The 24,081-nt window shown below is 53.5% G+C and carries 18 protein-coding genes; 6 read left to right on the top strand and 12 right to left on the bottom strand.

All coding sequences use genetic code 11. The features are described from left to right. Window positions 1-209: 209 nt before the first annotated feature. Complete coding sequence (locus EAW52_RS20545) at window positions 210-2,573, top strand: DNA polymerase II (RefSeq protein WP_122043861.1); 2,364 nt, start codon at window positions 210-212, stop codon at window positions 2,571-2,573. A 130-nt stretch (window positions 2,574-2,703) separates the two neighbouring features. Then, on the top strand, window positions 2,704-3,321 hold the full coding sequence (locus EAW52_RS20540; RefSeq protein ID WP_122043860.1) for a histidine phosphatase family protein: 618 nt from the start codon (window positions 2,704-2,706) through the stop codon (window positions 3,319-3,321). Window positions 3,322-3,646: 325 nt separating this feature from the next. Here the strand turns inward: EAW52_RS20540 and EAW52_RS20535 are convergent, their stop codons facing one another. The 9 genes from EAW52_RS20535 to EAW52_RS20495 form a co-directional block, all read right to left on the bottom strand. Further along, complete coding sequence (locus EAW52_RS20535) at window positions 3,647-4,444, bottom strand: undecaprenyl-diphosphate phosphatase (RefSeq protein ID WP_074828313.1); 798 nt, start codon at window positions 4,442-4,444, stop codon at window positions 3,647-3,649. 401 nt (window positions 4,445-4,845) lie between these two features. Beyond that, entirely contained in the window at window positions 4,846-5,607 is a 762-nt protein-coding gene (locus EAW52_RS20530; protein WP_122043859.1) for an ABC transporter ATP-binding protein, read from the bottom strand. Beyond that, window positions 5,604-6,644: an iron ABC transporter permease gene (locus tag EAW52_RS20525; protein WP_010798954.1), complete on the bottom strand. Its 1,041-nt coding sequence runs from the start codon at window positions 6,642-6,644 to the stop codon at window positions 5,604-5,606. Before EAW52_RS20525 ends, EAW52_RS20530 begins: the two co-directional genes overlap by 4 nt. Further along, window positions 6,641-7,711: an ABC transporter substrate-binding protein gene (locus EAW52_RS20520; RefSeq protein WP_372238867.1), complete on the bottom strand. Its 1,071-nt coding sequence runs from the start codon at window positions 7,709-7,711 to the stop codon at window positions 6,641-6,643. The genes EAW52_RS20525 and EAW52_RS20520 overlap by 4 nt, the downstream gene beginning before the upstream one ends. Before the next feature lie 184 nt (window positions 7,712-7,895). After that, window positions 7,896-9,134, bottom strand: coding sequence for a zinc metallochaperone GTPase ZigA (gene zigA, locus EAW52_RS20515; protein WP_122043857.1), 1,239 nt, complete (start codon window positions 9,132-9,134; stop codon window positions 7,896-7,898). Further along, complete coding sequence (gene dksA, locus EAW52_RS20510; protein WP_122043856.1) at window positions 9,118-9,522, bottom strand: RNA polymerase-binding protein DksA; 405 nt, start codon at window positions 9,520-9,522, stop codon at window positions 9,118-9,120. Before dksA ends, zigA begins: the two co-directional genes overlap by 17 nt. Before the next feature lie 195 nt (window positions 9,523-9,717). Then, entirely contained in the window at window positions 9,718-12,168 is a 2,451-nt protein-coding gene (locus EAW52_RS20505) for an EAL domain-containing protein (protein WP_122043855.1), read from the bottom strand. A gap of 150 nt (window positions 12,169-12,318) precedes the next feature. After that, window positions 12,319-13,203, bottom strand: coding sequence for an EamA family transporter (locus EAW52_RS20500; RefSeq protein ID WP_122044875.1), 885 nt, complete (start codon window positions 13,201-13,203; stop codon window positions 12,319-12,321). Window positions 13,204-13,702: 499 nt separating this feature from the next. Beyond that, a complete protein-coding gene (locus EAW52_RS20495; RefSeq protein ID WP_122043854.1) occupies window positions 13,703-15,772 on the bottom strand; it encodes an acyltransferase family protein in 2,070 nt (689 codons plus the stop codon). Window positions 15,773-16,275: 503 nt separating this feature from the next. Here EAW52_RS20495 and EAW52_RS20490 point away from each other — a divergent pair. After that, window positions 16,276-17,427: an acyltransferase gene (locus EAW52_RS20490; RefSeq protein WP_122043853.1), complete on the top strand. Its 1,152-nt coding sequence runs from the start codon at window positions 16,276-16,278 to the stop codon at window positions 17,425-17,427. Window positions 17,428-17,555: 128 nt separating this feature from the next. On the opposite strand, the gene EAW52_RS20485 is transcribed toward EAW52_RS20490, so the two are convergent. Both EAW52_RS20485 and EAW52_RS20480 read right to left on the bottom strand, forming a co-directional pair. Continuing rightward, entirely contained in the window at window positions 17,556-17,882 is a 327-nt protein-coding gene (locus EAW52_RS20485; RefSeq protein WP_010798964.1) for a hypothetical protein, read from the bottom strand. A gap of 104 nt (window positions 17,883-17,986) precedes the next feature. After that, entirely contained in the window at window positions 17,987-19,582 is a 1,596-nt protein-coding gene (locus tag EAW52_RS20480; protein WP_122043852.1) for an isocitrate lyase, read from the bottom strand. A gap of 743 nt (window positions 19,583-20,325) precedes the next feature. Between EAW52_RS20480 and EAW52_RS20475 the strand changes: the two genes are divergently transcribed. Together EAW52_RS20475 and EAW52_RS20470 are read left to right on the top strand one after the other, a co-directional pair. Beyond that, window positions 20,326-21,195, top strand: a complete 870-nt coding sequence (locus EAW52_RS20475; protein WP_122043851.1) for an alpha/beta fold hydrolase — start codon at window positions 20,326-20,328, stop codon at window positions 21,193-21,195. Window positions 21,196-21,597: 402 nt separating this feature from the next. Beyond that, complete coding sequence (locus EAW52_RS20470; RefSeq protein WP_010798967.1) at window positions 21,598-22,092, top strand: hypothetical protein; 495 nt, start codon at window positions 21,598-21,600, stop codon at window positions 22,090-22,092. Window positions 22,093-22,188: 96 nt separating this feature from the next. Here EAW52_RS20470 and EAW52_RS20465 read toward each other — a convergent pair whose 3' ends face one another. Next, entirely contained in the window at window positions 22,189-22,533 is a 345-nt protein-coding gene (locus tag EAW52_RS20465) for a DUF1883 domain-containing protein (RefSeq protein WP_173869118.1), read from the bottom strand. A 184-nt stretch (window positions 22,534-22,717) separates the two neighbouring features. On the opposite strand from EAW52_RS20465, the gene EAW52_RS20460 reads away from it, so the two are divergent. Continuing rightward, entirely contained in the window at window positions 22,718-24,079 is a 1,362-nt protein-coding gene (locus EAW52_RS20460) for an aryl-sulfate sulfotransferase (RefSeq protein ID WP_122043850.1), read from the top strand. Window positions 24,080-24,081 lie beyond the last annotated feature (2 nt).

Raw genomic sequence — 24,081 nt, 5'->3', positions numbered from 1 at the left:
CGTGTAGTGCAGGGTGTTATCTTCGGTACTGACCACCGGCGAGCTATAAAATCACAGCAATTTGTATCATTGGCTTCTCCCTGACGTGAAAAGATTCCCAACGCAAGTGGCGCATATATCCAACTCTATCCCTTGTTCACGTGAGTTACCAATACAGGCATGACGCGGCAACTGGGTAGAATGCGGAGGTTAGTACTGAGGAAGTAGCGGTGGATCTACAACAGGGTTTCGTTCTGACCCGCCATTGGCGTGATACAGCGGCCGGTACGGAAGTAGAGTTCTGGTTGGCGACCGATCAGGGACCACGGCGGGTACGCCTGGCCATGCAGCGTTCCGTGGCGTTTGTGCCGCTGGAACAGGTTGAGCCGATTCGTCGACTGATTGAGCACGAGCGGGAGGTGGAACTACGCCCGCTGGCGCTGTCCGATTTTCGTCATCGGCCAGTCCTGGGGCTTTATTGCCACCAGCATCGACAGCTGATCCAGCTTGCCAGACAGATCAAGGACGCCGGGCTGGATATCTACGAAGCGGACATCCGGCCACCCGAGCGATATCTGATGGAGCGCTTCATTACAGCACCTGTCTGGTTCACCGGTACTCCTGACGCGCACGGCGCAGTCCTGCAGGCCCAGCTCAAGCCCGCGCCTGACTACCGACCGCATTTAAAACTGGTCTCCCTGGATATCGAAACCAACGAACGAGGCGATCTGTATTGCATAGGTCTGCACGGGTGTGGCCAGCGGCAGGTCTATATGCTCGGACCCGCCCACGGTGACACCGAGGCCGTTGATTTCTGCCTGGAATACTGCCAGACACGTGCCGAGCTGATTGAGCGGCTCAATGGCTGGCTCACCTTGCATGATCCCGACGCCATTATTGGGTGGAACCTCGTACAGTTCGACCTACGCATCCTGCGGGAACATGCGCAACGCTTCGGAATGCCACTCATGCTGGGGCGTGGTGACGAGGCCGTCGAATGGAGGGAACAGGGGAGCGAGCATAGGCACTATTTCGTATCAGCACCGGGACGGTTGATACTCGATGGAATTGAAGCGTTGCGTTCAGCTACGTGGTCCTTTTCCTCATTCAGCCTGGAGAATGTTGCCCAGAGCCTCTTGGGCGAAGGCAAGGCCATCGATAATCCCTATCAACGGATGGCATCGATCAATCGCATGTTCGCGCAGGATAAACCTTCGCTTGCACGCTACAACCTCAAGGACTGCGAGCTGGTTACCCGCATCTTTGAAAAGACGGAGCTTCTGCCTTTCCTGTTGGAGCGAGCCAGCGTAACGGGCCTGCCGGTAGACCGTAGCGGGGGTTCGGTGGCAGCCTTTACGCACCTTTACCTGCCACTCATGCACCGGCAGGGTTTCGTGGCGCCCAATCTGGGCGAAAAGGTGCCGGAGGCGAGCCCGGGGGGGTTCGTCATGAACTCGCGGCCCGGGCTGTATGATTCTGTGCTCGTACTGGATTATAAAAGCCTGTATCCGTCGATTATTCGGACCTTTCTGATTGACCCGGTGGGGCTGATCGAGGGGCTGCGCCAACCCGGCGATGACTACGCTGTCCCTGGTTTCAAGGGTGCGCACTTTTCCCGCACCCGACATTGTCTGCCCGCGATGGTGGAGCGTGTGTGGGAAGGGCGTGAGGCGGCCAAGCGGGAACAGAACAAGGCGCTTTCCCAAGCGCTGAAGATCATCATGAATGCGTTTTACGGTGTATTGGGATCAAGCGGCTGTCGATTCTTCGATACCCGCCTCGCGTCATCAATCACGATGCGCGGGCATGAAATCATGCACCAGACGCGCGAGCTGATCGAGGCCCAGGGATATACCGTCATCTACGGCGATACCGATTCGACCTTTGTCTGGCTCGGTCGGCCCCATGCCGAGGCCGAGGCTCAGCAGATAGGTCGGTCTCTTGTCCAACTCATCAATCGTTGGTGGCGCGAGCATCTACAGGAGACCTACGGCCTTGCCAGCGCCCTTGAGCTGCAGTTCGAGTCGCACTTCCATCGGTTTCTCATGCCCACCATTCGCGGTGCTGAAGAGGGTAGTAAAAAACGCTATGCGGGGCTGGTAAAAGGCGCTGACGGCACGGACGAGATGGTCTTTAAAGGGCTCGAAACGGTACGCACTGACTGGTCGCCATTGGCCCAGCGCTTTCAGCGCGAGCTTTATCTACGCATCTTCAATGCCGAGCCCTACCAAGATTACGTCCAGCGTTATGTCAGCCAGACCCTCTCTGGTGAACTGGACGAACTGCTGGTCTATCGTAAGCGCTTGCGCCGTCGCCTGGATGACTACCACCGCAATGTGCCACCGCATGTACGAGCGGCCCGCATGGCAGATGCTTACAACGACGAAAAAGGTCGACCGAGGCAGTACCAGAACGGCGGATGGATCAGTTACCTGATGACGAAAGCCGGCCCGGAACCGCTCGAAGCGCGTCGATCGCCGGTGGATTATGACCATTACATCGAGCGCCAGCTCAAGCCCATCGCTGACGCTATCCTGCCTTTTGTGAATGACCGGTTCGCCAGGCTGATCGATGTTCAGCTGGATCTCTTTTGATAGTAGACGCATCCATCAAGCGCTCTTTCAGGGTATCGATATGGCAAGAGGCCATAAGGTGTTTATATGAAGAGGTGAAGTGATAGGCTTGTGGTCCCGCCGCTTAACTGATCCGATAAGGAAGCATGTGATGACTGCTCAGGCACCAACGCTCTATGTGATCAGGCATGGAGAGACCGACTGGAACGTTGAGAGTCGCATGCAGGGCCGCCGAGACATACCGCTCAACGCCAAGGGTCGAGAGCAGGCACAGGCGGTGGGTGTTCTGCTCGATTGGCTGTTACCCAGCCCTGGTGCGCTGGACTTCGCTTCAAGTCCTCTGATTCGCGCCCGTGAAACAATGGAGATCGTTCGGACCCAGCTCACGTTGCCACCCGAGCAGTATCGTGCCGACGAACGCCTTGCTGAGATTTCGTTTGGTACATGGGAGGGGCTTCGTTGGGATGAGATTGAGGGCCGCTATCCTGAGGCCTTTACACACTGGAGAAAGGACGCCTTTAACTTCCAGTTTGAAGAGGGCGAAAGTTATGCCCAGGCCCTGCTTCGACTGGCTTATTTCCGAGAAGATCTGAAGCAAGACACCGTGCTGGTTGCCCATGCAGGCATTATCCGAACGTTGATGGCGCTATATGGGTGTATTCCATACGAACAGGCGCCACACCTGCTGATTCCGCAAGGGCAGGTACTCATGCTTCGCCCTGAATCCTTCTGCTGGCTAAAGGGAAGTCAGGCTCCCAGCGGCAACTGAGCTCTGTCATCTGCCAATACTGAGAGCAGGGGGTTTTAGAACCGTGTAAGTCTATTTCTCGCTCGGTATAGCAAAAGGCTTACATGCTGTGTGCAGGGTTGGCGCTATGGCGTTCCTGTATTGCTCTGTATTCTATGCGCATCACTTGAACACAGGATGTGCTGCATCAGATCACGGATGATTGATTAGCCAGGATGGCGGCTCTGCAGGATGCAGAGAGAGTGAGTAAAAAACCCCGCTTCGGCGGGGTTTTTGTTTTTGCGCTGAAAACATCGAGTTTTCAACAGGGCAGCCCGCTTGTAGCAGACCGCCCTGTGTGAGTGATTTAGATAAACAAGGCGAACAGCACTGCGCCAAGCACGAGGCGATAGATCACAAATGGCAGCATGCCGATTTTGTCGAGGGCCTTCAGGAACAGCTTGATGCACAGTAATGCTGAGATGAACGACAGCCCGACACCCCAGGCAATATCGACCCATTGTGCATCGGTGCCCGTCTGGATCAGCTCAACGGTCTTGAGTCCGCCAGCAGCCAGGATGAGCGGAATCGACAGCAGGAAGGAGAAACGGGCTGCTGCCTGACGCGTAAAACCAAGCAGTAGCGCTGCGGTCATGGTGATACCGGAGCGTGATGTGCCGGGGATCAGCGCTAGTGCTTGCGCCAGACCAATCACCAGGGCTGATTGCCAACTCAGGCTATCCATGTCCCGGGTACGGCTGCCTTTGGCGTCCGCCCACCACAGAATCAAGCCGAAAACGATGGTGGAGGTCGCGATTACCAAAGCTGCACGGGCATAGCTTTCGATGTAATGCTCCAGCATGAGGCCTGCCAGTGCTGCTGGAATAGTACCGATGATAATCGCCCAGCCAAGCCGGCTTTCCGGGCTCGACTGGCGCGTTACGACTTGGCGGGTCCAGCCCATGGCTGTCGCCAGAACCTCATGACGAAAGGCCAGAACCACCGCAAGAAGGGTTCCTACATGTACGGCCACATCAAAGGCGAGCCCCTGGTCCGGCCAGCCAAAGAGCTGGGAGGGTAGAATCAGGTGTGCGGAGGAGGATACAGGTAGAAACTCGGTAATCCCTTGAATGAGTGAAAGGATTAATACGTGGAACCATTCCATTAGGTGTCCTTACTGCATAGCGGTAGCTGAGTTAAAGCTGGACACTGCTAGCCTTGCGATGCAAACACAGCAGGCAGTTGCCCAAACATGAATTGCATTGGGGGAAAAAAATGGGGTTAGTTCCTTTTAAAGCTAATATGCTTTTGAGAGTGTGATTCCTTTCACTCAAAAGATCCCGTTTTCAGAATCATCCACAAAGATTAAACATTTTTTTCACGTAATTTTTACAAGCGATCTAGTAAGGCAGAATTGCCGAGTGGGTGGGCGATGGTGACGGTACTGGCTGTATCAGTCGGATAAAGAAGACATACACAGGGTGAGATGGCGGTTTAAACTGGCTATGGTTCGGGCTGACAGGTAGGCATTATTCCGGCCCGTCGATACTTGAGACGTGGCGCGACTCACATCAGGTATTGAATATGCAGTCTTCCGTGATAGGCGGAGGGGGCTACCTCTGCTCTGACGCCATACACCGAATGGATAAGCTCTGCCGTAAGCACCTCTTGCGGCCGTCCCGAGGCAATGCAGCGGCCCTTGTGTAGAACGGCCAGCGTATCGCAAAACATAGCCGCCAGGTTCAGATCATGGATGGCCAGGACGCAGGTCAGTGGAAGGCGGTGAATCAGTGAAAGCAGCTCGAGCTGATGCTGGATATCCAAATGGTTGGTCGGCTCGTCCAGCAACAGTTCGGTTGGCTCTTGGGCCAGGGCGCGAGCGATCTGTACCCGCTGGCGTTCACCACCGGAAAGCGTGTGCCAACGCTGATGCCGGCTGTTGTGCATGCCAACATGCTGTAGCGCTTGCTCCACCACTTGGTCATCCCTGGCTGTCCAGGGCGAGAGTACCGTTCGGTGAGGCGTTCTGCCCAGGCGTACCGTTTCCAGGACCGATAGGTCAGCCTCGGTCGAAGCGTGCTGCTCGACCATAGCGATTCGCCGCGCCACCGTACGGCGAGGCAGGCGGCTTACCGGGTCGTTATCCAGCGTGACACTGCCGTCCGTAGGGGTGCGCAAGCCTGCCAGCAACCGGAGCAGCGAAGATTTTCCCGACCCATTAGGGCCGATCAGACCTATGACGCCTCCCTTGGGAATTTCCAGCGTTACGCCATCCACCAGCAGGCGACGACTCACCGACCAGGAGACGCGATGTGCAGCCAGGGTCATGGTGAAGTCCTCGTACGATACAGGATCAGCGCAAAGGCCGGCGCGCCTACCAGCGCGGTCACGACCCCGATAGGCAGGACCTGATGGGGAACCAGTATGCGAGAGACGATATCCGCTAGCACGAGAAAATTGGCACCCAGCAAAATGGATGCGGGCAGAAGTCGAGTGTGCGACGGACCTACCAGAAAGCGTGCGGCATGGGGAATGACCAGGCCTACAAACCCTACCGCGCCTACAAGGCTGACCATCGTAGCGGTAATCAGTGCTGTCAGCGCAAAAAGAATCAGGCGCACGGCGATTACCGGAACACCCAGAGAGGCTGCGGTTTCTTCACCAAACGAGAACGCATCCAGCGTACGGGCGAAAAACAGGCAGGCCACGAGGCCAATGCCGACCGCACCCACGGCCAGGGTGACGTCCGGCCAGCGGATACCGCCCAGACTCCCCAGGAGCCAGAACATCACGCTTCGAGCCTGCTCGGCGTTGGCGGACGTCGACACGATATACGCCGTCAGGGCGTTGAAAAGCTGGGAGCCTGCCACGCCTGCCAGCAAAATGCGGGTCGGTCCACTGTTGAGCTTTGCTGCCAGAAGCAGAACCAGTACGAAGGCCAGCACTGCACCTAAGAATGCACCAACTGAAAGGCTTAGGGTGCCGGCACCTATGCCCAGCAACATAACGACAACCGCTCCGGTAGACGCACCCGCCGAAATGCCCAGCACGTAGGGTTCGGCCAGCGCATTGCGTAGGAGAGCTTGCAGAATCGCACCGCATAATGCCAACCCGGCACCGCAGGATGCAGCGACCAGAGCGCGGCTCAGTCGATATTCCCAGACAATGCCCTGCTGGATCGGGTTAAGTGCATAGTCTCCCCAGCCCAGCCCATTGAGGATGGCCTTCAACGTAATATCGAAGGGAATCTGCATTTCTCCCAGCGATGCCGCCATTAATATCGAAACGCCCAGTGAAACCAGTGACAGCAACGCAAACAGCAGGCGCCAGGGCCTGCCGCGATCATTGGACAGCGGTTGTATCATTGGGCTGGCCTGGAGTGAGACGTTTCCAGAGCACTGGAAATCGCCTCGATACCGTCCAGAACGCGCATCGAAGGATTAAGTGACTGCGCATCCACAACGATAATCTGATTATTCCGGACGGCCTTGAGCTGACGTGTTACGGGATCGCTGCGAAGAAAGGCAAGTTTTTTCTCCACATCGTCTGCCGGATAGAGGCGTCTTTCCATCCGCGTGATGACAAGCAGATCCGGATCCTGGGCGGCAATCTGCTCCCAGCTGACGCTGGGCCATTCATCGTTGCTCTGGATAACGTTATTCAGGCCGAGCACCTCTGAAATATACGCCGGGACACCCTGCTGACCGGCTACCCATGGATCACCTTCCAGGCGTGAGCTGGAAAACCAGTACACGACCGACTGAGGGATATGCGTGTGTTGCCCGGCTTGGGCGATAGCCTGCTTCAAACGCTCATCCAACTGATGGGCCAGGGCATCCCCGCGCGCCTGGACATCAAAAATACGTGCAAGCTCGTGGATTTCCTGGGTTATCAGATCGAGCGTGAACGGTTTAGTGCGGCTACCGTCGGCATTGGACGTAGCCGTTACCTCTTTCCCCTCGCAATCGCTCGGCGCTATATAGGCAGGGATACCCAGTGACGCCAGCTGTTCGAACGTGGCCACTTCGCCATTCGGACCAACATGGTAGGTGTATTGCGCAGCGACGAAATCCGGCGATGTGTTGGCGACCGCTTCAAAGCTGGGTGCGTTATCAGCAAGCCGAGGAATCTTATCGTTATCGGCCTTAAGGTTGGGCTGAATCGGACCGAACCAGATACCTGTTCCCACCATTCGATCAGCCAGGCCCAGTGAGAGCAACAACTCTGTACTGGCCTGTCCCAGCGTAACGGCTCGCTTGGGCGAATCCGCAAAGGTCAGTGTATGTCTGCAATTTGTCACGGTAAGCGGATAGGTCGTATGGTTTTCAGCCAAGGCAACGCTGGTAAATGAGGTGACTGATACCAGAAATAATCCCAGCAGTGGAATGAGTCGACGAGCAGGCATCGCCGATTTAACGCAAGCAAACCGCATGATATTCCTTGTAAGGGATGACACGTCCCATTAAACGCCCATGATAACCCTCAAGCGCTATCCATGCTTGAGCCTGAATAGCGAGAGGGGTTTTAGGCAGGTTCTACATTCAGGCACAACGGTGCGACCAAGTAATGCTCGGCATGAAAGAGCGAAGCATGCTTCTACAATCTGTAGTGTCCGATCAGTTGGTTGCCTGATCGTCTGTCCAGTCCCCAAAAGGATCGGGCCAGGTACGCCAGACGTGCGACCCTAGTGCAAACTCCTGATCGGTTAGCAGGCAACGGTCCAGCTCATTCTTCAATAGCTCGAAGTCCACATTCTGACCGATAAACACGAGTTCCTGGCGGCAGTCGCCTACCTCCGGGTTCCAGCACGCCATGATGCTCTCCAGGCTTTCGTCGTCCTGAGGCCAGGACGTCTTAGGGACGAAGCGCCACCATTGGCCCGCCGGGCCATGGCGCATGAGCCCTCCCGCCTGAGACCAGCTACCGGCTTCTTCTGGCTTGGAGGCCAGCCAGAAGTATCCTTTTGAGCGAAGCAGTCGCCCGTTATGCCAATCCTGATTCAGAAAGTCGAAGAAACGTTGGGGATGAAAGGGGCGGCGTGCCTTATAGGACGTAGAGGCAATGCCATACTCCTGCGTTTCAGGAATATGCTCGCCACGCATTTCCTTGAGCCAGCCCGGCGCATGTGCGGCGCGTTCAAAATCGAAAAGGCCGGTGTTGAGAATCATATCCAGTGGGACGTCACCCATTACCATTGAATGAATACGGGCGCGCGTATTGAGTCGCTTCAGAATCGCAACGAGTTCTTCGCGTTCGGCCTGGCTGATCAGGTCTATCTTGCTGATCAGAATGACGTCTGCAAACTCTACTTGCTCAATCAGCAAGTCGGTAATGGAGCGCTCATCATCGTCACCCAACGTCTCACCGCGCGAAGCCAGGCTGTCGGCATTCTGGTAATCCTGCAGAAAGTTGACACCATCTACAACGGTGACCAATGTGTCGAGCCGTGCGAGATCGGCAAGACTGGTACCCTGTTCGTCTCGAAAGGTAAACGTCTCGGCAACCGGAAGCGGCTCGGAAATGCCAGTCGGCTCGATGAGCAGATAGTCGAAGCGGCCTTCACGTGCCAAGCGGCTGACCTCTTCAAGCAGGTCTTCACGCAGCGTGCAACAGATGCAGCCGTTGCTCATTTCGATCAGTTTTTCTTCCGCGCGATTGAGGCTGACGTCACGTTGCACTTCGCTTCCGTCGATATTGACTTCGCTCATGTCGTTAACGATGACCGCAACCCGCCGGTTTTCACGGTTTTTAAGGATATGGTTCAGCAAGGTGCTCTTGCCGGCACCCAGAAAGCCGGACAGTACCGTTACAGGCAGTGAAGAAAGATAAGGGGAGGGATCAATCCTGGCGGACATGGCGTTCACGTTGTTCCTGTCGTTGCTTGGCTTCGATACAAAGGGTTGCTGTCGGGCGTAGCAGTAGCCGGCCAAGGCCTATAGGCTCACCCGTTTCCTCGCACCAGCCGTAGGTACCTTGAGCCAAGCGATCGAGAGTGGCGTCAATCTTGTCGATCAGCTTTTTCTGGCGCTCCAGTTGGCGTAGCTGCCACTGCTGCTGCTCTTCCCGGGTGGCGATGTCCGCGGCATCTGCAGAATACTCAAGCGTTCTTAGTGCCTGGAATTCGGCATCGATCTGGCGAGACAACTCTTTCCGTTCGGTCTCCAGCCGCTGTTTGAAAAAAGCCTGTTGGGCTTCACTCATATAGGCTTCTACAGGTTGTGCCATGAGCTCATGCTCGTTCATAAGAAATAACCTATAAATGTTATAACATAACAATACAGGATCGTTTAGGACGAATCAATGCCTCTCCAGCTGTGCCTTTTACGGTAGCGAGATCAGTTAGGCCGAGCTACGCAGCCAGTCTATGAGTGTAACCACGCATCTGAAGGGGATTAAAAGTCAACGTGCCCCAACCGATCCGTTGGGGCAGTGAGAGATTCAGTTGAAATGAACAGGCTTTGTGTCTGCCTGAGGTTCCTCAGGCGCCCATAGTTCGTTAGCCCATTGAGCGCATATCTGACGGGTGAATGGCTGAGGGTGGGAGACGGCATAACCCTGTACATAATCCACCCCGAGCACTTTCAAGGCCTCGATAATGGCGGAAGTCTCTGCAAATTCGGCAATGGTGCGTTTGCCGGTGAGATGACCCAAACGATTGATCACATCAACAGTGGCTCGGTCGACCGGATCTTCCAGCAGGTTTTTCACAAAGCTGCCATCGATCTTGAGATAGTCCACCGGCAAATGTTTGAGGTATGTGAACGAAGACATCCCTGCGCCAAAATCATCCAGAGAGAAGCGAAAACCCAACTCTCTTAGGGTCTCGATAAACGTACGTGCGGCATTGAGGTTGGCTATGGCGTGGGTTTCGGTAATTTCAAAGCAGATCCGGTTGGGCGCAACTGCGTGCAGGGCTAAACGATCCTGAATGTAATAGATCAGTGATGTATCGCCCAATGACGAGCCTGACAGGTTAATGGCGCATACGCTTAACAGCTCCGGCGGCAAGGTGGCGCAGATAGCAAAGGCCTCGTTGATGACCCAGCGATCCAATAGCCCCATGAGGCCGTAGCGTTCGGCAGCAGGAATGAACGCGAACGGGCCTATCAGCGTGCCTTGTTCGTCGTGAAGCCGGAGCAGGACCTCGACATGGCGATCATGTGCAGTCTGAGGGCCAACTCCATAGATAGGCTGGGCGTACAGACAGAAGCGATTCTCGTCCAGCGCCTTGTGAATTCGCTGCACCCAGGTCATTTCGCCCTGACGCTGGGTCATTTCCTTATCATCATAGGTGTAGACCTGGATCCGGTTGCGGCCTTTGTCCTTGGCGGCATAGCAGGCAAGATCCGCCATGCGCAGGGCATCTTCACTACTGAGTTCCCGGCCGCCCAGATGGACGATACCGATGCTCAGGCCCACCTTGAAGGATTGGCCTGCTGCCTGGAAGTCCTGACTGCGGGCCAGCAGCCGCAAGCGCTCGGCAAGGGACTCGGCAGCCTCAGGGGTGCAGTTTTCCAGCAATACACCAAACTCATCGCCCCCCAGTCTTGCCAACGTGTCGTTGGCATCCAAGAGGATTTGAAGGGAGGTGCAGAGCTGCAGCAGCAGGCGGTCGCCCTGAAAGTGGCCGGTGGTGTCATTGACGATCTTGAACTGGTCTACATCGAAAAAAAGCAGAGACGCGTGCTTGTCCTGTGTGTTTTTCAGCAGCAGTGTTAGTCGCCGCTCGAACTCGCGTCGGTTAAGCAACCCTGTCAAAGGATCGTGAGCGGCCTGCCATGCCAGCTGATCAAGGTATTCCCGTTCGCGAGTCCGGTCATGCAACACCAGGACAGCGCCCGCCTGTCCATTCACCTGTCCCAATGGAGCGCTGGCAAGGGCAACGGGAAGTGACTTGCCGTTACTGCTGCGCAAGGTGTAGTGCGTGGTTACGTCGCTGGATTGCCATTCGCCTGCAAATAGCCGAGTGCTGACAGGCACTGGGGTCGAGGTGCCACTGTCTTCAGTCTGGATATCCAGTAGCGCATCGACAGGCTTTCCTACAGCCGCTTCCGCTGTATGACCAATCAGGCGCGCCGCGGCCGGATTGAGATATTCCAGACGCCCATTGGCATTGACTGCCATAACGGCATCGACGATAGAGGCGAGGATAATCTGTGCCCGTTCTTTCTCTTTTTGAAGTGCCCGCTCGAACGCGCGGCGCTGTATGACCAGCGTATGCATCCGCCAGGTCGTCAGGCCCACCAGCAGCAGAGCAGTTCCCAAATTGATGAGAAGCAGGACGTGAATGAAGTGACGTGAGGCTTCCCCTAGCACACGAGAAAAGGCAATGGTTTCCGGCAGCATACGGTTATGCAGCATGAGCAATTGTTGCTTCCAGTGCTCACGGTCTCGCAGCGACGCGTCCGCTGAGCGGGCGTACACCGTTTGAGCCAAAGCCTGAAGCTCATCCATATGAGGATCGGTCACATGCCAGTGATTGATAACCTGCCGAAGTGGATCGACAGTATGAGCCCAGCGAAACAGGCGGATCATACCCGGCATATCAGCAGGGTGATTGCCCGCCGCAACCAGCAGTTTATACGCCTCTTCAGGGTCGCCACGTGCCGCTAGCAGGTCACGCGCCTGCTGATCGAGCTGATTGACCTTAAAGTAGTCGAGAAACATCTGGTAGTGGCTCGGCTCGCCCGTATCGATGTAAGTGTTTAACGCCAGCATGGCGTTGCCCAAGCTTTTGCTCCATAAGCTCTCAGCCGTCACATAGCCTCTGACAGTCGACAGCAGATTCAGACTGGCAACAGCCACCAGCGCCTGCAGGCAGACGATAAAGATGAAGGGCCATACGACTCGATGAGTACGTTGGCTGGTGGCTTTCGAACGTTTGAACATGAAACCTTTCCAGCAATGCCATAAGTGGCAGTTTGATGAAAAGGTATCGGCGGAAGGTGCGTTTAACTGTTGCCGGATTTACGGGTTTTTACAAAAAAAAGCGAACCGCTGGAGGACGGCTCGCTAAAGAAAACAGCAGGAACAGGTGTGTTAGTTCAATACACGTTGCCGCGGTGCAAACAGACGGCCACCAAACACATTGACTGCTAGGCCCCCCATGACGAGCAGAGCACCGACCAGCTGGAACGACGTGAGCTTCTCATCCAGAAATACAGCTGCCGAAGCGATCCCGATAATCGGCACCAGCAGCGAAAACGGTGCAACCTGGCTTGCCGGATAACGCGAGAGCAGACGGCTCCACAGGCAGTAGCCCAGCAAGGTTGCAATGAAGGCCAGATAAATGACGGCCAGAACCGATGATGTGCTGATCCCTTGTAGGGCGCTGACTATCCGGTCAGGACCTTCAAGCCAGTACGACAGCAGGTAAAAGGGGATCGGTGGAACAATGCTGCCCCATACGACCAGCCCCAGCATGTCGACCTGACCAATACGCTTGGTGACGATATTTCCCATCCCCCACATGGCGGCCGCGCAGAGGGTGAGGACAAATCCCAATACGCTCAGGTTACCGCCACTCTCCAGTCCGATGAAAATCAGCCCACCTGCAGCAATGATAAGGCCGATGAGGTTCTGGGGGCGGAAGCGCTCGCCCAGAAACAGAACGGCCATCAGCAACGTAAAAAATGCCTGGGCTTGAAGTACCAGAGAGGCAAGGCCTGCCGGCATACCCACATACATGGCCGAAAACAGAAAGGAAAACTGGCCCAATGAAATGGTGGCGCCGTAGGCCAGCAACCATTTCCATGAAATGGCGGGTCGCTTGACGAAGAAAACTGCCGGTAAGGCAGCCAGGGTAAAGCGCAGCGCGCCAAGTAGCATGGGAGGTACGCCATGCAGTCCGATCTTGATCACCACGAAATTAAGACCCCACGCCACAATGACGACCAGGGCTAGAAGCAGATCCTTAGGGGACATGTGCAACCCGTTATCCAGATGAGGCAGCCGCAGGCTGCGAAATAAAGCCGGTCTGGCATCCCTGACTGGCCCCATGGTTTGTACCTTAGGTGGTAACACCTTGTAACTATAGATACAGCTGGATGAATTTCAGGGCGAACAGTAAGGGAGAGCGCCTGGTATTCGTGTCGTTGCACGCCGTGCTCTGGCTGATTGCGTCCAATACCCGTTTCGTTTTATTGGTGTGTTCGACACGCTGCGCATGGCTAGGCGAAACTTTGACCCTGCGAGCTGCGTATGCCTACATCTTCCCGCATTATTTGCTTTGAGCTTATCTGATTTAAAAACCGGGTAGCGGCGCTAAGCGTGACTTGATAACTACTTCTAGGGCATTAGAAGTCAATAATACCAGCCTATTTAAGAGTGCTACTGACCAAGACAGTATCGGTGCTAAAAACAGGTAATCAGCTTTAAGGATAGTGTCTGATGTGGCCCGCCGTTTGGGCGGGCCATCTTCTTTCTATCGTATAACAGTACTGGATTGACTGCTCGCAGCGTTGGATGTCTGCAGCAGACCTTGAGGCACCTTGAACGGATTGCCATAAGCCGTGATGTATTTGCGCCCAATGAGTGAGGAGCCGACCGTGTTCAAGTGGTCCCCATCCATATAGAGCGGTACATTCTCGAGCGACGAGTAGCAGCGTTCGGTATCACAGATCACCCTTTTCGGGTCGATCACAACAATGCCTGGATGTACCTTGCTCAGGTTATCGATAATCATGTCGAAGTCCTTTTGCCGCTCATTCACCGCAACGACTGGAATAGAGCAGTCGCCATCCAGTTCGAAGGCCAGCTTCTTGATATCGCAGCGGTGCAGGTCTTCGCCCATTTCTGGAACGTCCTCAATAATGACAGGCGTAGCACCAGACGCCACAATCTTGGCCACTGCGTTTTGAAGACCGGTCTGCAGCGTATTCATGGCGATAAAGTCGTCACTAGGCGCGTCGGGGCGGATACGGTAGAAATCCGTCATCCCCGGCTCGTTCAAGCCATACAGATACATGGCCCAACGCCCGGACAGGATTACATACCTGAACTGACTCTTTTCAATCAGGTTACTGATAACCGGGGAGGTCAGCTCAATCGACTTGTCGACGTGATTGCGACGTGGGTTCACATGAACACCCGCCACACCCGGCAGGTAGATAGTATTGGAGCGGGTTATATCATATCCGCGGAGGTTGGCCTCCTTGAGCATGACATCGATCATGCCGGTAATTGCCCCGGCGTGCGAATCACCTACCAGCAGAACATCTACTTCTTTCTTGTCCTGAACACCGAGTTTGCACTGATCTGCAGATAACGGATTCAACAGGTCCGCGCCGTTGAAGCAGCCTGCCCTTAGCTTGGGGAAGACTTCCTTGACGTTTTTATCCATTGTCAGCAGCGTACTGTCATACCTGGACGCAAAGCCTTCCAGCTTGGCAGCTACCACCAGAAATGACGTGGTCATCAGCACCGGCAAGAGATAAAGAAATGCGAAGGTGTTTTGCGGCTTGAATTTGATCTGAGTACGGAAAGGCTGCTCCACAAAGCGCCAGCTGAGGTATGCCAGCGCAAGGGAAATGCTGACCAGCATGATCTGATCTGTCGCCGTAATCTTTCCATGAACATAGTTATGAAAAGCGATCAGCGGCCAGTGCCATAGATACAAGGAATAAGAAATCAGACCAATGAACACCAGCGGCCGCAACGACAACAACTGAGACGCTACGGTACGATGATGACCGCCGGACCAGATAAGCAATGCTGCTCCAAGGCATGGCCAGAGTGCATTCAGCCCTGGGAAAGGGCTTGCCTTGTCCAGTACCAATGCCGGTATCAGGATCAGAGCAAGACCTGCCAGACTTGCAAGGGCAGACAGGTGTTTGCCAGGATTGCCCAGCGTTCTCCAGTGCATGGCCAAAGCGCTTCCTATCAGTAACTCAAAGGCCCGTGTCGGCAAGAGATAGTAGGCAGACAATGGCTTGTATAGCGCGCCTAGCTCGGAGATGACAATGGCAACGAGCAGTACGGCAAGGATCGCCCAGTTGAACAGCTGTTTACCTAACAGACGATAGCCGAGCAGAAATAGCAACGGCCACACAAAGTAGTACTGCTCTTCAACCGCCAGTGACCAGGTATGCAGCAGGGGAACCTCGTGACTGCTGGATGAAAAGTAGCCATCCGTATCTTTCCAGAAGTAAAAATTCGAAAGTCCGAAGTAGGAAAACAGTGCACTTCGGCTAAAGCCAATCAAGTCGTTTGGTAATAAAACAAAAAAAGCGGCAACGCCTGTACAGAAAATGACTACTGTCAGCGCAGGCATTAAGCGCTTGATGCGGTTTAAATAAAAACGGATAAAGCTGAAACTGCCTCGTTCTGCTTGGGCGGCTATGTTTTGTGTAATCAAAAAGCCTGAGATTACAAAAAACACATCTACTCCGATAAAGCCGCCAGCAAAACTCGACAATCCTATGTGGTTAAGTAATACAAGTAGCACAGCTATTGCTCTTAAGCCATCTATGTCACTTCTGTAATCCCTTTCCATGAATAAACATGCTCCGATGAGATGAGAACTTTCACCGCTGCTAAGTTAGTTCATATTAAAAAAATGGCATAAGTTTTTTTGTGAATTAGATCAATTATCCGGTGTGTACTGTGTAGTTAATTTATTAAATAAACTAGAAGTAATAAGCGCTCTTTATTCTTATAAAATATGATATCAGTGTGATGTCACTGAATTAACTGAGATATCAATTTAATATCAGGTGGGGCGGTATCAGCTTTTAGCTAATTTTTAGCGTGACAGGCAAAAAAGAAAGTCTAGTATGTAATAACCAATAGATCACTTCACGACTAGGGTCTGCAAAGCGCATTGGTCAAATGGCTATCATTGTTTAATCAGGGTGGGTTTCTTTACGATGAGGCTCTCTATCACAGCGCTTTCTTGGCGTGTGTCTGGCTATGGCTGAAGTCGGATAAACCGTAGTGTCCATCAACGTGTTTGTCTGACTGATCATAAATGGAATTATTGGAAGAGAACTCAACCAAATGACGATGACCTTTGGGATTATATTTCTGTATATAATTTCGCTCCTTGTACTTGACCACGTCTTTGGCAGGACGACCATCCTTTCAAATCAAGCGCTTTCACGTTCCTCTCCGCTGGATGCGCTTAGAGGCCTGCTGGCAACATCAGTCGTATGCTCTCACTTTTTTGTTACTTATAATTGGAAAATGACAGGAGAGTGGGGAAAATCTGCTAATACCATCATGAATAACATGGGTGCTGTTCCAGTATCCATGTTCTTTATGATTACGGGGTTTCTTTTTTTCGGAAAGATATATAACAAAAGTAGTATTGACTGGAAAAGGCTTTTTAGTTCTAGAGTTAAAAGAATTATGCCTTTATATATCTTTGCTGTTCTAGTGGTAGCGGCTGTCAGCTTTTATCAGACTCAGCTTCAATTAGTCAGCCTGCCTCAGCTGGCCAAGGAAATAGCGCGGTGGGGAATATTCAAAGGATCCTCTTTTAACGGGTTTGAAGACAGCTGGCTGATAACGGCAGGTGTTCAATGGACGCTAAAGTACGAATGGTTTTTCTATCTACTTTTACCGGTCTTAGCTGCCCTGTTGAATCGCCAAGGCTACGGTTGGTATCTAGCTGGTTCGCTGCTTGTCGCTCTTGCCATAATACCTGCACATTATCTGCATTTTATTGATGCGTTATTAGGGATTCTTTTTCTAGCCGGTTTTCTTCCTGTACTGATCAAAAGCCATCGTCCCCATTGGATTCCCAAGCTCAGGAGCAAACCTGCGACGCTGCTTGCCGTGGCAATGATTGGTATCAGCATGGGATTGGATGACTATTTTTCGCTGTTGCAGGTAAGCATGTTGGGCATAGCCTTTCTGATCATGGCGTTAGGAAATGATCTGTTTGGCCTGCTCAGTCGGCGCGGCCTCAAGACCTTGGGCGAGATCAGCTACAGCATCTATCTGCTGCATGGCATCGTTCTGTATGTCGTCTTTACACTGTGTAACGGCTTTGCCGTAACCGGCGGAAGCGTTACCAGCTACCTTGCCTTTTTACCTTTTATCTTGTTGCTGGTATGCGGTATTTCGACGATCACGTTTCTTGTGATTGAAAAGCCATTTATCCTCAAGCCCAAGCAAGGCATTGAGGCATTAGCACCGCCCCCTTGATGAGTTGTTAGTCGCTACGCGGCCTTGTGGGAGGTCGCTTTTTTGCGATCGGATCACAGCATAAAAGCCAGGGCATGCCCTGGCTTTTATATGTAAGAAGGGCAGCCGCAAGGGCTGCCCGAATAGTCTTAGAAGTATTTTTCTATGTATTGAACACGCGGGCTGCTTTGAGCCTTCGACCATTGTTCGAGAAGCGTGCGGTACATACGTGACATGAATGTCTCGTCAGCCGCAGCGGTCTTGCCAACATAGCCTTTGCCACGATGATAGGTCTTGAAGCGAACCTTCATGTTCGGCTTTTCCTTCTCGAAGGCTTCCGGGTCGACGTTTGCCGGAAGCCGATCGATATGCACCTTGCCGGATGAGCAAATCCACAGGATGTGGTGATCATTTTTGTCCTTGCAGGAGGCATAAAGTTGTTTCAAGTCATCAAGGGTTGGGTTGTTGAGATCCATGATTGGGCTCCTCGTGAGACAGCTTCCGGTGGTACTCGGAAGGAAACGGTAAACAAGTCACTTACGGTAAAACCGGCCCGGGTGGGCCGGAATAACGTTACTCATCAATGGAACTGGTTCATGGTGTTGTCCTTGCCGCTCGCCTTGAGGGCTGCCTCGCCTGCGAAATATTCCTTGTGATCATCCCCGATATCGGAGCCGGCCATGTTCTGGTGCTTCACACAGGCGATTCCCTGGCGAATCTCCTGGCGCTGAACGCCTTTTACATAGGCCAGCATGCCTTCATCAGCGAAGTAACCCTTCGCCAGGTTATCCGTCGACAGCGCCGCCGTGTGGTAGGTTGGCAAGGTAATGAGGTGATGGAATATCCCTGCTTCCCGGGAGCCGTCCCGCTGGAAGGTCCGAATTTTCTCATCGGCGATACGGGCCAGTTCGGTCTCGTCATACTCTGCGCTCATCAACTTGGTACGGTCATAAGCCGATACGTCCTTGCCTTCGGCTTGCAGACTGTCGAAGACCTGCTGTCTGAAGTTCAGCGTCCAGTTGAAGGAGGGGCTGTTGTTGTAGACCAGCTTGGCGTTTGGAACGACCTCTCGGATGCGATCAACCATGCTTTTGATCTGGCCAACGTGGGGCTTTTCCGTTTCAATCCATAGCAGGTCTGCCCCGTTTTGCAACGATGTGATGCAGTCCAGTACAACGCGATCCTGCCCGCTGCCCTGACGGAACTGGAACAGGCCGCTTGCCAGACGCTTGGGACGCAGCAGCTTGCCATCACGGTTGAGAATGACGTCTCCGTTCTTCAGTTCGGCAGGGCTGATCTCTTCACAATCGAGAAAACTGTTGTATTGATCGCCCAGGTCGCCCGGTTGCTTGCTGACGGCAATCTGCTTGGTTAGCCCGGCGCCCAGGGAGTCTGTGCGAGCAACGATAACGCCGTCATCTATTCCCAGCTCGAGGAATGCGTAGCGAACCGCATTGATCTTGGCCAGAAAATCTTCGTGGGGTACCGTGACCTTTCCATCCTGGTGACCGCACTGTTTTTCATCCGAGACCTGGTTTTCCAGCTGGATACAGCAGGCGCCGGCCTCGATCATCTTTTTGGCCAGCAAATAAGTGGCTTCCGCATTACCAAAGCCCGCATCGATATCGGCAATGATCGGCACGATATGGGTTTCATAACTGTCGATCTGTTGCCGGATTGCTGCAGCCTTGGCGTTTTCATCGGCTACACGGGCAGCATCCAGCTCACGGAACAGGCCACCCAGCTCGCGTGCATCTGCCTGACGCAAAAAGGTATACAGCTCCTCGATCAAAGCCGGAACAGCCGTCTTCTCGTGCATGGACTGGTCCGGTAGTGGTCCGAACTCCGAGCGCAACGCCGCAATCATCCAGCCTGACAGGTACAGGTAGCGCTTGTTGGTGGTCTTCAGATGCTTCTTGATGGAGATAAGCTTCTGCTGGCCGATAAAGCCGTGCCAGCAGCCCAGGGACTGGGTATAGGCCGAGGAGTCGGCATCGTACTCAGCCATATCCTTGCGCATGATAGCCGCGGTATAGCGCGCAATATCCAGTCCGGTCCTGAAGCGGTTTTGTATCCGCATCCGGGCGACATACTCGGGGTTGATAGCGTTCCAACTTTTGCCTGCTGTTTCTCTCAAGGCTGCGATGGCATTGATTTCATCTTGATAAACGGACATGGGGTCAATCCTTCTCGGCTGAAAATGACTTTCGAACAGTTTTTCCTACCGTGACCTGCGTGCCGCGTATAAGCGCAGCACTGGGCTCAACGTCGAGCGCGACTGAAGGAAGCGAAACAGCAGACAAGACATCTCTAGTGATACACCCTGCAGGGATACCGCTAAAGACGAATACCTTGGATCAGGTCGTTCACCTGATACTGACCGAACCGCTGGGGTCATCTAACCGTTTCCGTACAGTTACAACTCTATGTAGTGCTTTATGGGCAGTTACTACAAAGGATGGCCCGAGGGTTACCCGGAGCGCAGCCAGAAGGCCTTTTTGGCCTCTTTCTAGCGAAAGTAGAGTCAGATTGCATGACCTTAAAAGGGTCGTCAATGCTTTTTGTAGTGAAATTATATTTATACTACAAAAGTAGTAGTGGTCAGACGATGCGGCTACAGCCCAGCGTTCATGCACCTTTTAGGGTGAAGGGGTATCCTGATTTTGACTGATAAGTCACCTGGATGCATGGAGTTTTGTGCCGCTGAAGGAAAAAACGAAGAGGGAAGGCTCTAGGGTGAGGACGGGCACTTTACAAGTAACGCCGCAGGCGATGGTCTAGTTTGCTCATTTCAACCCTTGCAACATGGTTACCGAGGTTGGCTGCCGTCCTTTGATCCAGTGGACGATGCTATCGGAACGATGTCAGGGCAAAGCAGTTCTTAACGTCATACCTTTGAACACTGCTGGAGCGTTCACTATGCAAGAGGTTGCAGTCACTCATCACAAGAGGCGTGCAAATGGCATTCTCCAGCATTATGTGGATGCCGGTAGCGGGGCGCCCGTCGTGCTGTTGCATGGCTTTCCTGAAACTTCCTATGCTTGGCGCCAACAGATCCCGGTGCTGGCGCAGCACTATCGCGTGATTGCTCCTGATCTAAGAGGTTATGGTGAGACTGAAAAGCCGTCGACAGGCTATGACAAGCGCACCATGGCCAATGACCTGTGTGCCCTGTTGGATAGTCTTGGGATAGAGCGTATAGCTCTGGTAGGCCATGACCGCGGTGCACGTGTTGCTACGCGCTTTGCCAAGGATCATCCGCAGCGGCTCGAACGTCTGGTCGTCATGGACAATGTTCCAACACGAACCGTTTCCACCCAGATGAATGCAATCATTGCAAAGCACTATTGGTTCTTCATGTTTCATCTGGTGCCTGATCTTCCAGAACGTCTCATTTCAGGCAAGGAGGACATATGGCTTCGATATTTCTTTTCCGATTGGTGCTACGACCCCACGACGATTACGGGCGAAGCCTTTGACCATTATGTCCGGGCTTATCAAATGCCAGGTGCGGTCCGAGGTGCCATGGCCGATTACCGTGCCAATGCTGAAGATCTGGCGCAGGATAATGAAGATGCGGACGTGAAAATCAGCTGTCCGACATTGTCACTCTGGGGCGCTAATTTCGAAGCAGTAGGCAAGTTGTTCGATATGCCGTCCGTATGGGCAGAGCTGGCCACAGACCTAAAGACCGTTGCCATCGACCAGTGTGGTCATTTACCCCATGAGGAGAGACCCGAGCGCGTTAATGAGCTATTGCTGGAATTCCTGAAGCCTTGGAAGGGCTAGCCCTAATGACCTCATGAGAAAGGTTAGACTGCGAACCGCCTTGAAAAAAAAGCACCTCGTCTCATTTCTTCCAAAACGTTCCGCACATGGCGCCTGTGACTGCCTGCACATGGGCTAAATAAAGTTTCTGGTATGAACTAAATAGCATTGATTTGTCTACATGGCACATTGATGCTATTCCGTGAAGTAGATCTTCGTAACGAGGTATTGCATCTGCTGACGCAGGCGTGCCGTTACAAGGCGCTTCATCATCCCCATGGAGAAGGGGCATATCTGAACAAGAGGAGGCTCAACGTAAAGCCCAGCAGTAGTACCTGCATGGTAAGGAAGAAATCTGGCAGTTAAAGAAGTCGCTGGAATGCAGCGTGGGATAGGCATACGCAACTTAAAAGGATTAAGGCGATGCAGGAAACAATCGTACAACCTGAGTCATTTGTTCAGGGATTAAGTGATTACGTCAGCAAAGAAGACGCAGTCAATACCCAGAAGACCATTCATCAAGACGCCTTTATTCGGGGACTTAAAGAGCGGCTACCCGCCGAGACGCGGGATACCTTTACCGCCGAGCAACTGGCCTCATTGAAGCTGGCCTTCGGTACTCGCCCCTGGAGCAAACACCCGGTCGATGTCCGGACTACGTTCAAATTCTTTCGTAGTCGTTACTACTTTGTAATGGTGGCTGGCAAAGGTCATGCAGACGAGCAAAAAAGAACATCGGAGCTTTCGTTATTTGCCAAGGCCTTTGTCAAAGGCTCGTTGATGCTGATCTGGTTCACCGTCGCCTCCATTCTGCTGACTTTCTGCCTTTACATTCTCAAGTCAGCTCTGAATATCGACTTTTTCCCGGACTTTTCCTTTGGTATCTGGGACTGGTTTCAAAGTCTGTTTGATCGTTGAGCCCGGGGCACGTCAGCCAGTGTCAGTCACCTGCTGGCGGGCCCGAAAGCCCACGAATCGCCTGCTTGTGCTACAGAGCAGGCGGAGGGTCATTGCCTAACGAAAATCGGAAGGGGATTTCCGGACGATCTTAATGGAGTGGGTAAACGTCGGCTTGCGGGTTACGCTGATTGGGCGCCGCGTCACGACATCAAGCGTAATGTTCCAGAAGCCTGTGCTTGGAACCTTGATCTTGGCGGGGAACCGGTCAAACGCGCCGCCGTGATAGGTATGCCGACCGCCGTTTTTGAAACTGCGAAAGTTGGCGTCGTTCATGAGACGAATATTGCAGGTCTGCGAGCAGTCGATAACGACCATATCACCTTCGTTAAGGTGCTCGCGCTGGTGTACGAATTTCATTGCAGCTCCACAGCGCTGTCTTTCAAAGGTGAACGATACCATAGCCCGGGCGTGGCTATCCCATGTGATTGGTCGTGTGCTGAGTCAGTAGTCGGTCTCACCTCTTCAACACAGGTGCCTATCTCCCGATCATCCTTGCGCGTGCAGTGCACTTACCCTTGCGTTGCTCTCTAATGCATCCACAGGCGAGCCATTTAGTGGCGAACGTGAAAAGGATGAGGGTTTAATGACTATACGCTCGAAGATATCGTTTCTGCTTCTGACAAGCCTGCTGGCTTGCGGCTCTGCATCAGCCATGTCCAGTTCGGTACCAACCCGCACGACGTTTTATGATCCCGAAAAGGCGTATGGCAGCTTTGTGCTGTTTGATGGTAGCGACCAGCGTACTCACCTGATCGACATGAATGGCAATGAGGTAAAACAGTGGCGTTATCCTGGCTTTCCGTCGGTTGCGCTGATGCCGGAGCAGGCTGGTGGAGAAAAAGGGCACGTACTTGTGCAGTTGGGAAACCTGGACAAACCGGTTTCCCTGGCATCATCAGGGAACGGACTCTACAACCAGGTAGTAGGAGAAGTGAGCTGGGATGGACAGGTGCGCTGGCAGTGGGGAAGCCGTGAAGCGCCAGCCTATCAACATCATGACATACGCCGTCTGGCGAATGGCGATACCTTGATGCTGACCAGTGAACTGACCCCGTTGGCCGGTTTTTCGGCACCGCAAGTGATTGATAATCTGATTCGACAAATCGATCGTAATGGAAATCAGGTCTGGCAATGGCGGGTATCGGATCACCTGGATGAGCTGGGATTTACACCCGAGCAGCTCTCGCTGATTCGTGAGTCGGATGATCCGGATTTTCTGCATCTCAATACGGCAGCACCCCTTGGCGCCAACCATTGGCACCAGCAGGGCGATTCTCGCTTTGCGCCTGACAACATCATGGTTAGCGCTCGCAACGCCAATGTGGTCTTTATCGTAGAGCGCAAGACCGGCAAGGTCGTATGGCGGCTTGGGCCTGATTATCCTGAAGTAAAGCTGGCCGGTCCGGTGCCACGACCTGTGGATCAGATCATAGGCCAGCACGATACCCACCTCATTCCTGAAGGTTTGCCGGGCGCTGGTAACCTCCTGCTGTTCGATAACCAGGGCAGTGCCGGTTTTCCGCCTGCGCGCAAGGGTATCTTTTCAGCGTCCCGTATTCTCGAGATTGACCCCGTGACCCGCAAAATCGTATGGCAATACACAGCCGTACAGTCTGGCCGCGCACCCTGGACCTTTTTCAGTGCATTCATCAGCAATGCCCGCCGTCTGCCTAACGGTAATACCCTTATCAATGAAGGTCAGAATGGCCGTCTCTTCCAGATCACCCCCGCGGGGGTGATCGTCTGGGAATATATCAGCCCGTACACTGGCAAGTCGGCTCCAACGGATCGCTATGTGACCAACCGCGTGTACCGGGCAGAGGCGGTAAACTACGACTGGGCCCCATCTGGCACTCCGCATAAGGAAAATGCCGTAATGCCTGATTGCGAGTTATATCCAATGGCACCCCAATGCGTAAAAGTCGAGGTGGATTCAGGGCAATAGCC

The organism is Pseudomonas sp. LTJR-52, from assembly GCF_003691465.1.
Taxonomy (GTDB): domain Bacteria; phylum Pseudomonadota; class Gammaproteobacteria; order Pseudomonadales; family Pseudomonadaceae; genus Chryseomonas; species Chryseomonas luteola.
The sequence above is the reverse complement of the archived record's forward strand: the minus strand, read 5'-3'. Positions and strand labels throughout refer to the sequence as shown.